Source organism: Nitrincola alkalisediminis (assembly GCF_009821115.1).
Classification (GTDB): domain Bacteria; phylum Pseudomonadota; class Gammaproteobacteria; order Pseudomonadales; family Balneatricaceae; genus Nitrincola; species Nitrincola alkalisediminis.
In genome coordinates this window covers 475,836-488,493 of record NZ_VYTY01000001.1, presented here as the reverse complement: position 1 = coordinate 488,493, position 12,658 = coordinate 475,836, and the positions used below count along the sequence as shown (strand labels likewise).

At 45.1% G+C, this 12,658-nt stretch carries 12 protein-coding genes; 7 read left to right on the top strand and 5 right to left on the bottom strand.

The features are described from left to right. Positions 1 to 112: 112 nt before the first annotated feature. Positions 113 to 682 (top strand): SecY-interacting protein, encoded by a 570-nt coding sequence (gene syd, locus F5971_RS02315; RefSeq protein ID WP_036507369.1) that lies wholly within the window; start codon positions 113 to 115, stop codon positions 680 to 682. Positions 683 to 693: 11 nt separating this feature from the next. Further along, on the top strand, positions 694 to 1,272 hold the full coding sequence (locus tag F5971_RS02310) for a YajG family lipoprotein (RefSeq protein ID WP_036507058.1): 579 nt from the start codon (positions 694 to 696) through the stop codon (positions 1,270 to 1,272). A 10-nt stretch (positions 1,273 to 1,282) separates the two neighbouring features. Here the strand turns inward: F5971_RS02310 and msrB are convergent, their stop codons facing one another. Then, complete coding sequence (gene msrB / locus F5971_RS02305) at positions 1,283 to 1,684, bottom strand: peptide-methionine (R)-S-oxide reductase MsrB (protein ID WP_193493795.1); 402 nt, start codon at positions 1,682 to 1,684, stop codon at positions 1,283 to 1,285. Positions 1,685 to 1,885: 201 nt separating this feature from the next. Here msrB and F5971_RS02300 point away from each other — a divergent pair, with 201 nt between their 5' ends. The 3 genes from F5971_RS02300 to htpX all read left to right on the top strand — a co-directional run bounded on the left by F5971_RS02300 (position 1,886) and on the right by htpX (position 4,587). After that, positions 1,886 to 3,100 carry a pyridoxal phosphate-dependent aminotransferase gene (locus F5971_RS02300; RefSeq protein ID WP_036507056.1) on the top strand — a complete coding sequence of 405 codons (1,215 nt, stop codon included), beginning with the start codon at positions 1,886 to 1,888 and terminating at the stop codon, positions 3,098 to 3,100. Positions 3,101 to 3,216: 116 nt separating this feature from the next. Beyond that, positions 3,217 to 3,585, top strand: a complete 369-nt coding sequence (locus tag F5971_RS02295) for a hypothetical protein (protein ID WP_036507054.1) — start codon at positions 3,217 to 3,219, stop codon at positions 3,583 to 3,585. 120 nt (positions 3,586 to 3,705) lie between these two features. Then, positions 3,706 to 4,587, top strand: coding sequence for a protease HtpX (gene htpX, locus F5971_RS02290; protein WP_036507045.1), 882 nt, complete (start codon positions 3,706 to 3,708; stop codon positions 4,585 to 4,587). A 25-nt stretch (positions 4,588 to 4,612) separates the two neighbouring features. On the opposite strand, the gene F5971_RS02285 is transcribed toward htpX, so the two are convergent. Together F5971_RS02285 and F5971_RS02280 are read right to left on the bottom strand one after the other, a co-directional pair. After that, positions 4,613 to 6,547: a response regulator gene (locus tag F5971_RS02285; RefSeq protein ID WP_193493793.1), complete on the bottom strand. Its 1,935-nt coding sequence runs from the start codon at positions 6,545 to 6,547 to the stop codon at positions 4,613 to 4,615. A gap of 28 nt (positions 6,548 to 6,575) precedes the next feature. Further along, complete coding sequence (locus F5971_RS02280) at positions 6,576 to 7,085, bottom strand: putative pterin-binding protein (protein WP_036507041.1); 510 nt, start codon at positions 7,083 to 7,085, stop codon at positions 6,576 to 6,578. Positions 7,086 to 7,354: 269 nt separating this feature from the next. Between F5971_RS02280 and F5971_RS02275 the strand changes: the two genes are divergently transcribed. Continuing rightward, a complete protein-coding gene (locus tag F5971_RS02275; RefSeq protein WP_036507038.1) occupies positions 7,355 to 9,598 on the top strand; it encodes an arginine/lysine/ornithine decarboxylase in 2,244 nt (747 codons plus the stop codon). 51 nt (positions 9,599 to 9,649) lie between these two features. Here the strand turns inward: F5971_RS02275 and F5971_RS02270 are convergent, their stop codons facing one another. Both F5971_RS02270 and F5971_RS02265 read right to left on the bottom strand, forming a co-directional pair. Further along, positions 9,650 to 10,777 carry a DUF5610 domain-containing protein gene (locus F5971_RS02270; protein ID WP_157682201.1) on the bottom strand — a complete coding sequence of 376 codons (1,128 nt, stop codon included), beginning with the start codon at positions 10,775 to 10,777 and terminating at the stop codon, positions 9,650 to 9,652. A gap of 98 nt (positions 10,778 to 10,875) precedes the next feature. Continuing rightward, entirely contained in the window at positions 10,876 to 11,415 is a 540-nt protein-coding gene (locus tag F5971_RS02265) for a DUF1285 domain-containing protein (RefSeq protein ID WP_193493791.1), read from the bottom strand. A gap of 172 nt (positions 11,416 to 11,587) precedes the next feature. Between F5971_RS02265 and F5971_RS02260 the strand changes: the two genes are divergently transcribed. Beyond that, positions 11,588 to 12,550 (top strand): hypothetical protein, encoded by a 963-nt coding sequence (locus tag F5971_RS02260; protein WP_036507032.1) that lies wholly within the window; start codon positions 11,588 to 11,590, stop codon positions 12,548 to 12,550. Positions 12,551 to 12,658 lie beyond the last annotated feature (108 nt).

Here is a 12,658-nt window from a genome sequence, read left to right as displayed (position 1 = left end):
ACACAAACACCCAACAACTGACTAACACGGATTTTAGCGCCAAGGACTTGATTGATTTACACCCACAAAGCTAGAGTAACCCAAATTGATGACCACCCAAGATGAGCCTCCGATGCAAAACACCTCCTCCCCTGTTAAAGATGCACTTGATCACTTTTACACAAAGTTTTTTAAGCTTGTCGATGAAAAGGGAGCCCCACTCGTTCCTTATGATTCCGAATGGCTTAGCGTTTGCTATTTAGACGATGGTAAAGAAGGTGACGATGTCAGATGGCTTCCCAAGCGACAAACTCAACAGACGGATATGTTTGAACGCCTCAGTGAGGCACTGGAGACACCTATACACCCTGACATTATCGACTTTTACAGTCATTACTGGTCAGATCCCATCACAGCCAACACTGCACAAGGCAAACTTTCGTTACTGCAGGTATGGAATAACGATGACTTGGAACGTCTACGCGCTAACTTTATTGGACATGCTCTGCAAAAAAAGCGGCGCAGACACCCCCTGACACTATTCTTTGCATTGACTCTTCCTGACACTGAGATGATGATCAGCGTTGACAATGCGGATGGGCGCATTTGGGTTGAACGCCCAGGTAAAGCACCCCATTTATGTGTCGCGGATTCACTGGCTGAATTCATCAACGCTTTAGAACCCGAACTCACAACTGCTTAGAGGATTTATTTGTGCGCACGTTATCCCTTACGATCCTTCTATCGATGCTATTTTTGATCGGATGCACCAGTGGCCCTATGCCACAGCGCATCTATTTTGAGCCTCAAATCACCTCAGTACCCAGACTTCCGTCCTCTATGCCCTTATCGGTTGAGGTACGCTATCCACAACAGCAACTCAAAATCGGCACTCTAGCAGACAGGTTTGGTAACGAAACAACGATTTCTGTAACCGATGGAATGACAGCTGAATTTCAGCGAGCCGCGATCAACACACTCAATCGTATGGGCGTTCAAACCAGCGCTTCATCCAATGCGCGTTTAGTCCTAACACTTGATCAAGTGACCTATTTTCTTCGCAGCGACGGTGTAAGAAGAGAGCTGGTGGGTGAAATACGCATGAGCATGAGTGTTAACGATGGACGTCGTAGCTATTCAGGGAAGTTCGAAGCGGCTCAGCGCCAAGAAGTCCTAGCGACGCCCAGTGAACAGAAAAGCCGTGAGTTCATGAATGAAGTGGCGACTGACTTGCTCACGCAAGCGTTTAACGACCCCGAATTTACACGCTACTTAATTCAAGGGTCGCTGTAAGGAATTACTTTTAAGTATCGGTTGCTTTAAAGCTCATTGCGACCGAGTTAATGCAATAACGAAGACCTGTCGGGGGTGGTCCATCTGGAAACACATGACCCAAATGTGCACCACACCCAGTACAGGTCACTTCCGTTCGCAACATACCATGTGATCGATCCACATGCTCTGTCAACGCAACAGGGTCCATAGGCTGCCAAAAACTTGGCCAACCACATCCCGCATCAAACTTGTGCTCCGATGAGAACAAAGGTTGCTGACAACATACGCAGTGATACTGCCCCTCTTGATCCAGTGCATACAGCTCACCCGAAAACGGCCTTTCGGTTCCTTTTTGCCGACACACGTAAAATTGCTCTGGCGTGAGAAGACGTTCCCACTCATCTTCAGTTTTAAGCACTTTCTTTGTCATAATAATTAACCAACATGCTCGTAATTTATCGTGGTTCCCGATTGAAATTAGCCATGTAAGGCGTATGATTATGCGCCTTACATCGGGACGCTTGGTCTGTCATTTCTTGCATCCAAATCATGCTAAACGCCCGCTAACACCCATTTTATTTAGCTTATTTTTTACGCTCAGGCCTCGCCTTTAGAGCTCGGGATCTACAAGATGTCTGTTATCCGAAAATCGAATAAACTTATCAATGTCTGTTATGACATACGTGGCCCTGTCATGCAGGAAGCCAAGCGTCTTGAAGACGAAGGTCATCGTATCATTAAGCTGAACATTGGCAACCCCGCACCTTGGGGTTTTAACGCACCGGAAGAAATCGTCAAAGACGTTATTTATAACCTACCGGAATCTCAAGGCTATTGTGACTCTAAAGGTGTCTTCTCTGCGCGTAAAGCGGTAATGCAAGAGTGCCAACGCAAATCCATCAAACATGTCGGCATCGAAGACATCTACATCGGCAACGGTGTATCGGAATTAATCGTTATGGCCATGCAAGGCTTGCTAAATGACACGGATGAAATGTTAATTCCGTCGCCCGACTACCCTTTATGGACCGCAGCCGTTAGCCTCTCAGGCGGCACCCCTGTTCACTATCGGTGCGATGAGGGAAATGACTGGCTGCCTGATCTAGACGATATCCGCAGTAAAATCACGGAACGAACGCGCGGTATTGTCATTATTAACCCAAACAACCCAACGGGCGCTGTTTACCCTGAGTCAATCTTGCTGGCGCTTCTGGAAATCGCTCGCGAGCACTCACTGATCGTTTTTGCTGACGAAATTTACGACAAAATCCTATATAACGAAGCCGAGCATACATCCATTGCCTCGCTTGCCGATGATGTACTGTGCATCACCTTTAATGGGTTATCAAAAACCTATCGAGCAGCGGGCTTCCGTTCAGGATGGATGATTGTCAGCGGCCCAAAACACAAAGCACGTGATTACGTAGAAGGGTTGGACATGCTCGCCAGCATGCGCCTGTGCGCCAACGTTCCAGCACAGTATGCCATTCAAACAGCATTAGGCGGCTACCAAAGCATTAACGAACTTATCGTTCCGAGTGGACGCTTGCATGAGCAAATGGAGCTGGCTTGGCGAATGCTAAATGACATTCCCGGTGTATCCTGCGTAAAACCCAAAGGGGCGTTGTATTTATTCCCAAAACTGGATCCAGAGCGTTATCCCATCCACAATGATGAAAAGTTTGCACTGGACTTGCTTCAGCAGCAAAAGGTACTGATTGTTCAAGGTAGCGGCTTTAATCTTGATGACACTCAACATTTCCGTTTAGTCTTTCTGCCCAGTACAGACCTTCTGATCGAAGCAATTGAACGAATTGCAGTTTTTTTAAAAACCTACGAGCAATAAGTAAAACAGACTGCTATGATAAAAGAGCCTGAATAGTGTTTATTCAGGTTCAGCTTTTTGTAATCTGACTGACCTATACTTCTTTTTCCATGCACATTAAGGGATGCAGATCTAACATGTTTATCAAAATCAAAAAAAACCTCGGTATCTCTATGCAGCACAATGGCATAGATAAGCGCCACATTGTTCCTGTTACCTCCAACTTTTTACTCAACCTTGATCAAGTGGCTGAAGCCTCTTTCTACACACTAAAAGCCGCAAAAACCCACGTGGATCTTGAAGGTCGTGAAATTGAACTGCCCATGCACACAGCGGTTGTACACCTCCAAATGAGTTATCTCTATGCGCTCTATACTGAGGACAAGGCTGGCCGTAAAGGTCGTATGGCGGAACGACAGTTTTACAAACTTTTCTTTAGACCTGAAAACCTAGACCCTTATCTTGAACTGAGAGGTGTCATCGAGACACAGGTTGCCAATCTTTAATTCGTCTACACTTTGATTCACCTAAGCCGGTTCAAAAAACCGGCTTTTCTATCTTGAAACTTTTACCTTTCACCCACATCTAATAGCCAGTTCAACTTCTAACAGGAATAGACAGCCACTATGAGAATACTCCTCTTTCTTGCAACCAACATTGCAGTGATTTTCATTGCAAGCATTACACTGAACTTACTCGGTGTTGAGCATTACTTATCCGGCACGGGCTTGAACCTTCAATCCTTGTTAATTTTTTGTGCTGTTTTTGGCTTTGCAGGGTCACTCATTTCGTTATTTTTATCGAAATTTATGGCAAAAATGGCAACCAAAACGCAAATCATCGAGCAACCACGCACGGCTGAAGAACGCTGGTTGCTTGAAACCGTTGCAGAGCTCTCTCAAAAAGCAGGCATCAAAATGCCGCAAGTGGGTATTTTTCCAGCTCAGCAATCCAATGCGTTTGCTACAGGCTGGAATAAAAACGATGCTTTAGTTGCTGTTAGCAGTGGTTTATTGCAGCGTTTTCGTCCAGAAGAAATCAAAGCCGTTCTGGCACACGAAATTGGACACGTTGCCAATGGCGACATGGTCACCCTAGCGCTCATTCAAGGCGTTGTGAATACCTTTGTTATGTTCTTTGCTCGAATTGCCGCTTACGCTGTCGATAGCTTCTTGCGCAAGGGTGAAGGTGAAGGACGTGGCATTGGGTACTTTATTACGGTTATCGTCTTTGAAATTATCTTTGGTATTGCAGCCTCAATGATTGTCTCCTGGTTCTCACGCAAACGTGAGTACCGTGCTGATGAAGCGGGTGCCAATTTGGTTAGTTCTGCAGCCATGATTAGCGCCCTACAACGCCTGAAAGCGGAACAAGGCATCCCTGATCAAATGCCAGATCAAATGATGGCGTTTGGTATCAACAGTCATTTAAAGAACGGGTTAATGGCACTCTTCTCAACCCATCCCCCTCTTGATGATCGAATTGCGGCATTAAGTCGTCGCAGCTAAAAGTGCATACGTTTCGAAGAGAGCACTAAGTGCTCTCTTTTTTTATAACAATCTGTCCCCACTTTTCGACCATTTGCTCTAACTCTGCTTTTTTAATGGGTTTGGAAAGATAGTCATTCATTCCTGCTGCTAAACAGTTATCCCGATCTTCTTTCATTGCATTTGCAGTCATAGCCACGATCGGCACCTCCTTATACAAACTATTTGAAGAACGAATAGCACGTGCTGCAGCCAAACCATCCATAATTGGCATCTGCATATCCATGAACACAAGATCAATTTTTTCTTTTTCGAGTACCTCCAGAGCCTCCAAACCGTTTTCCGCAATCAATACCTGCTGATCAAGTTTGGAGAGCAGGCCAATTGCCACTTTTTGATTCACTTTGTTATCCTCGACCACTAAAACACGCAACCTGTTTTCGGATTCAGTGTTTAAGGCTGGATTTAGCTCACTTGTCAGCACACGAGGCGGTTGAGATTCCAATACCTGATCAAACAACGCTTTCATTTGATCTGAGATCGGTAGACTCGAAACATCGACATTTGAAGACGCTACATAGGTTAATGGGAGAGTAAAATAGAAACGACTGCCCACTCCTGTCAAACTGGAAAAACCAATTTTGCCACCTAAGCACTCAACAATTCGTTTAGAAATTGCGAGCCCCAACCCCGTGCCACCAAACTTTCTTGATGTCGATGCATCCGCTTGCGTGAAGGCCGTGAACAATTTGTTTTTAGCATCATCGGGAATGCCAAGACCCGTATCTTTGATACTAAACCATACCCACCCCGGACGCAGTTTGTCTTTTCTAACAGACACAATGACACTGCCCTCATCGGTAAACTTAACCGCATTTCCAACTAAATTAAGAAGCACTTGGCGCACTCGTCCTGCATCAGAGCGATAGATCCCCTTCACCTCTTCATCTACGTGTGTCTGAATTCGTGTGTTTTTCTTAGCGGCGGCTACTGAAAATAAACTGGTTACTTCACTCACGGTGGACACAAGATCAAATTCAGCATCATCAATTTCAAAACGGCCAGCTTCTAGTTTTGATATATCAAGAATGTCGTTCAAGATTGTTAAGAGTGCTGACGCACTTCCGTAAATAGTTGAAACATAATCGGACTGCACAGGCGTAAGTGGCGTTTCTTTTAAAAGGGTCACCATTCCTAGCACACCATTCATCGGCGTTCTAATTTCATGGCTCATGGTGGCTAAGAATTCAGACTTTGAGTTATTGGCGGCTTCCGCCTTAATGGCTGTAAGTTGTAATTCAGCCGCCAATAACTCAGCATTTTTGCGGGCATGTTTTGCTTCAAGCATTTTTCGAATAATGAAAAAAATGATCATTGACACAACAATCGCAAGCAAGATGACCAATGAACCAAGATATCCATACAAGGTCAGCTGATATTGGCGATCTGAGATGATAATTTGAGCACTTACGCCTTTCATGCGCGTAACCAACTCTTCAGACAGTCGTAAAATATCTTTAGATAATACATCTACCTGCGCAAGAGACTGTTTAGCGTAATCATCCCCTCTCTCAAAGATGGCATCCATCTCACGTACACGCTGTACTATTTGATTGGACAAGACACGCGTTTGAGGCGAAGAGTCAAATAACTCGCTTAATTGCCCTCTTTCAAGAAGCCCCAAACGGCTGTATAGAATTTCAAACCTTAGCGATAGTTCATCCCACGTGTGCGGATCTAAATCAAGCTGATACTTAGCAATCAAGGTGCTTAACTTTAGATTTTCTCTGTCAAGTTGATAAGCGGCCCACAACGCATCATCCCGAGCCGCACTCAGCACTTGATTTTGTCGATCATGCAAAGAATAGAGTAAAACGAGAGACGCCAGCAAAAAAACAACAGCACATATGGGTAATAACCAAACATTTAATACATACGCCAAAAAATGCTTAATGTGTGTTTTTGAGCCGAATTCTCTCACTGCTACTCACTCATGCTCATGCTAGAGCTCAACGGAACTCTATTGCACGAATCTGCCAGACAGAGCGATTATAGTAAAGCTCATTTTTAAGTTTAGGTTCATCATCAAAGGGATAAATCACAAACAAGGGGCCTTTATCGCGTACTCGCATGTACGCATCATTGTGCTTCAATGCCAAAATAACATCGATTTGCATAAAGTCACTAACAGGAACTTCCGCGCTGTAATCATTTAAAGCCGTGATCACCATAGTCTCGGCCCCCTCCACACCTACCGCGTCCAGCAATGCTCGACCTAAAGGCCCTTCATATCGGTCTTTTGTTTCTGACCAAGGTGTCGTGGTTTCAGTTATTTTCTGCTCCAATGCCTCTAACATTTCACGATCAAAAACCGCACGATCTCCAAAGTTTGTATGGGTTATTTTGCCGGAAACCGTCAGGATCACAGCTCCGTTAGGTTCAGGCAAGGCTTGTGCATGGACAACGCCTACACTCAATAAAGCAACAACACAGATAAACTCCAAAAAAATACGTCGCATTGCAAACTCCTAATTTTCTGTTTTTTCCATTTTATCCGATTCATCCCTTTTTTAGCAAAAATATGTGTTAAGTGCTAGTCTAGTTGTAGCTCATAAATCCAATCGCTGCTAGTGATAGCATCCGAATGTATCTTCAGAGCGGTAGCAGCTGAGGTAGTAATCACCTAAAATAGCTGAGTTACATAAGGCTGTTTCCAGGCTTTCTTTAACAGAGTTGTCACTTTAAAGAAGGACAATGCCATAAAACCCTCTAACGACAGGCGACATGAATGAAATTTCGTTTTCCGGTCATTATTATTGACGAAGACTTCCGTTCCGAAAACATCTCTGGCTCTGGCATACGTGACCTTGCTGAATCAATCGGCAAAGAAGGTATGGAAGTGGTTGGCTTTACCAGCTACGGCGACTTAACGTCCTTTGCCCAACAAGCCAGCCGTGCCTCTTGCTTTATTCTTTCAATTGATGATGAAGAATTTGCCGATGAGCAAAATGGTCATGCATTGGAAGCTGTTCGAAATTTCATAATCGAAGTCCGTAAGCGTAATGCGGACATCCCCGTTTTTTTATACGGAGAAACACGCACCTCTCGTCACATTCCAAATGACATTTTACGAGAGCTCCATGGCTTCATTCACATGTTTGAGGACACACCCGAATTCGTCGCTCGACACATTATTCGTGAAGCACGCAAATATCTGGACAGTCTGGCACCGCCGTTTTTCCAAGCGCTTATGGACTATGCCAGCGACAGTTCTTACTCTTGGCATTGCCCCGGACACTCGGGTGGCGTTGCATTTTTGAAAAGCCCAGTAGGGCAAATGTTTCACCAGTTCTTTGGTGAAAACCTCCTGCGCGCCGATGTCTGCAATGCAGTTGATGAGCTTGGACAGCTACTAGACCATACGGGCCCTGTTTCGGCAAGTGAGGCGAATGCAGCACGCATTTTCAACGCTGATCATTTATTCTTTGTCACCAACGGCACGTCAACATCCAATAAAGTGGTTTGGCACTCGACTGTGGCGCCTGGTGATATTGTGGTTGTTGACCGGAATTGCCATAAATCGATTTTACACTCGATCATTATGACAGGTGCGATTCCGGTGTTCTTAATGCCGACTCGCAACCATTACGGCATTATCGGCCCAATACCCAAATCCGAGTTCGATCCAGAAACCATCCGTAAAAAAATTGAGCAAAATCCCTTTGCCCGGGAATCAGCCAACAAAAAACCACGTATTCTAACAATTACACAAAGCACCTATGATGGTGTTTTGTATAACGTTGAGACCATCAAAGAAATGCTGGGCGACATGATCGACACCTTGCACTTTGATGAAGCTTGGCTACCTCACGCCTCATTCCATGAGTTCTACCACAACATGCATGCGATTGGTGAAAACCGTCCTCGCTCAGAGAACACTTTGGTATTTGCCACCCAATCAACGCATAAGTTGTTGGCAGGCTTATCACAAGCCTCTCAGATTCTGGTTCAAGATGCACAATCACGTAAGCTGGACACGCACCGCTTCAATGAGTCTTACTTGATGCACTCCTCTACCAGCCCGCAGTATGCGATCATTGCATCCTGTGACGTAGCTGCCGCGATGATGGAACCACCGGGTGGACACGCGTTGGTTGAGGAGTCCATTTTAGAAGCTTTGGACTTCCGTCGCGCTATGCGTAAGGTGGATGAAGAGTTTGGCGCGGATTGGTGGTTCAAAGTCTGGGGACCTGAGTACCTGACCGAAGAAGGCATCGGTAATCGTGATGATTGGGTGATTCATGCCGATGATAAATGGCATGGATTCGGTAAGATTGAGTCGGGCTTTAATATGCTGGATCCAATTAAAGCCACCATTATCACACCCGGGCTTAATTTAGCTGGAGAGTTTGACGAGGTCGGCATTCCAGCAGCCATCGTAAGCAAGTATTTGGCTGAGCACGGTATCATCATTGAAAAAACGGGGCTCTACTCGTTCTTTATCATGTTCACCATAGGCATTACCAAAGGTCGCTGGAACTCAATGGTCACCGAACTCCAACAGTTCAAAGATGACTATGACCATAACCAGCCCATGTGGCGCATTATGCCGGAGTTCGCGAAGAAGTACCCTGCTTACGAGCGCATTGGCTTACGTGATTTATGTCATCAAATTCATAATGTCTACAAGGATTATGATGTTGCCAAGGTCACGACCGAAATGTATTTGTCTGACATTGAGCCAGCCATGACACCTGCAGATGCCTGGTCAAAAATGGCACATCGTGATGTTGAGCGTGTTTCGATTGATGAATTAGAGGGACGCGTGACCGCAATGTTGGTTACCCCTTACCCACCCGGTATTCCTTTACTGGTGCCAGGTGAACGGTTCAACGATACGATTATTCGCTACTTGAAATTTGCTCGCGATTTCAATGCTCTCTTCCCAGGCTTTGAAACCGATGTTCATGGACTGGTTAGAGAAAAAATCGACGGGAAAGATGCTTATTTCGTTGATGTCGTCAAAGCTTAAATAAACAAAACGGAGCTCTTAGAGCTCCGTTTTTTTGAAGCTGCCGATCCATTATTGTTTTGGAAACACTGACTCTAACAAGCGACTCATATTGTTATTCAGATTTTCCTGTTGTTCTTTTTGAGCATCAATATACCGAATATCTTGCTGTACCAATCCCTTCATCAACTCAGACATAAACGACTCGGGCTCTTTAACAAAGCTCTTAATTTGCTCATTCATCGCCTGTTTCATACCCTCCATCAACTGCGACAAACGCTGCTGTGGCCGTTGAGTTTCGGCAGAGCCACCTAAGGCTTGTGTTTTTTCGTAGCTCATGGCCGCACTGTAACTTTCGCTGCGTGTCAGCGTTAAGCTCATTGACGCCAATTGCTGAGTGTCCATTTTAAAATTAGCGGCTTGTTCGAAGGCTTTTTGCACATCGCCCTCAAAAAACTCATTTGCCAACTGATTGACATCACGAATAAGGTTCTGGATCGCATCAATTTCATCAACATTCAGATTCCCTTGCACTGAAAAGCTAAAGCCTGAGGTCTCACTTCGGCTCATATCAAAAATAGCGGCCATTCCCGAATCGGACTTAGCAATGGACATACCCGCTTGCATGCTTTCAGATCGGCCAAACGAAATACTGACTTTATCACCTTCTTTCGTCATCAAATTTAATTCAAAGGTTTCTGATTTTTCAAAACGTTGTGCGGCCGTCATCTGTGTCAAATTTGAAACAAGCCGTTGTTGCGGTGACAACTTCGCTAATGCATCAAAGGTTAAGCGTTCTGTCTCGGACACATCTTCTGCGATCTTGCCCTTGAGGACATCTAAATTGGTAAGAATCTCTTTTGCCTCTTTAAAGCCTTTCTCCACTCCTTTCATGGCGGCATCATACATTTGCTGGATACGCTCTTCCGATGCCCCCCGAGCACGCGCATTCTCAAGTCCTGCAGCGACAAAACCACTGATTCGATCAGCCACCTTCTCCGGTGTAAACTGATTCGCATCCAGCTTTTTAAATTTATCGACCGACATACCCGGTATGCTTTGGGATAGGGTTTGCAACACTTTATCGTGCAACTCAGACAGACTGCGTCCAGACTCTGACGGCTTCGCTGATTTGGATGAGCTGATAGCGTTATCGAGGGGTCTTGGTGTCGGCACCAAGGAGGATTTTATCGTATTCACGGTCATCTCCAACTCTGATGTTCGTATTCGTTGCACTGAACACGTATTTCAATCATGTATTACTTAGGCTATCGGCTGAGCTCATCTGAGCTTGAGGGTTAAATGCTACCTAGATCAAAGGAAATACCCTGACTGCTCACTCTTAAGTGTCCGTCTTGCTCTTCCGCCAACTCAACCAGCTGATAGAAAACATTACGCGACAAACGCCCCTCCATACCCCAACGGATCATTACATAAGGACTAGGCTCTTGGGTGATTGAATCGATTCCTATGCGAAGCGGATGCTCGGCTCCGGCAATAACCTGATCGCCCACTGAGGTGGTAAAACGCAAACCCGTTTGCCCCTGAACATCAATGACATCTAAACGGATCACTTGAAAAGGGACATCATCCACACGAATCCCCACTTTCTCAACGGGCGTTTTTAGGTAATAGTGCTCTCCCTCTTTCCAGAGGATACGCGAAAACATTTTGACCATACGCTCACGCCCTATAGGGCTGTTCTGATAAAACCAACGACCATCTTTGGCAATGCGCATGTCAATATCACCACAAAAAGATGGATTCCAACGATCAACCGGGGGTAATTTTTCATCACTTCCCACCTGCATCAAGAGTTGATTGGGTAATGTCTCCATGAGTAACTTCACCTAAATAGAATAAGAAAATGGATTTTAAGTAATTTTATTTATATGAGTCATCTTCAGCTTAACTTAAAAAACTTTCAAGACTCACAAAGCACATCTGAATCTCATTCATTGTTACAATAACGACATCGAAGACGATATTTAATCAAAGGCGTGTCACTTTATGTCTCAGTCACTTTCTACCAAGTTCAAAGATCCTCAACAGGGCGTTTATTTTATTGGTACGACTCCACCAAAACACTCTACTGATGATGAACAGATGTCCGTGATTGCTGACAAACTTCTGGCACGTCTGATGGGCTTGGAATACGACGGCCTGGTTGTATACGACATACAGGATGAAAGCAGCCGCATCACCTCACCGCGCCCCTTTCCTTTTGCGCATACACGTGATGCAAGAGAGTATTCTGCCTTATTGGCACAGCAATCCAGCCACGAAATTATTACCTATAAAAGTGTAGCACAACGTGACGGCGAAGCCTTTAAAGCTTGGCTACATGAAACGCGTGAGATCTACCATCTACAAAATTTGGTGTTAGTTGGCAGCCCTTCTTCAGAAGGTGACGTTCGCTTGAATTTGAACGAAGCCTATCAAATTCTCAAAAATGGCAGCTTCGACTATCATTTAGGGGGGGTGACAATTGCTGAACGCCACGCACTTAAAGGCAATGAGCACGAGCGTCTCATGAATAAGACCTTACAAGGCTGTGAGTTTTTTATCTCCCAAGCGGTCTACAACCCTCAAGCCACCATCGACTTATTAACGCGCTATGCACGTTCTTGCCGCCTAGCGAATCAGGCGCCCAAGCGGATTATTTTAACCTTCGCACCTTGTGGCAGCGCCAAAACACTGGAGTTTATGGAATGGCTGGGTATCTCCATTCCTGAAGCAACCCGTTGGCGCATTTTAGATTCAGAGAAACCTCTATCTGAATCTGTCAGAATTTGCCAAACAAACCTGGATCAAATTCTAAGTGCGTGTCGCCACCTTGACCTGCCTCTTGGGTTAAACATCGAAAGCTTAACGAACCGAAAAGAAGAAATTGACGCCTCTGTGCACCTGTTCAAGCTTTTAAAGGCAACGCTCGATCTTCATTTAGCGCAAAAGGCACTGGAAAGCGTGTAACCATTCGTTTCCTGACAATGCCTCACGATAATGAGGCATTGTCGGGTATGTCTCTCCTTAACGATAAAGTCCATCTTCCCACGCACGATCTCCTTTTAACAAAATAGA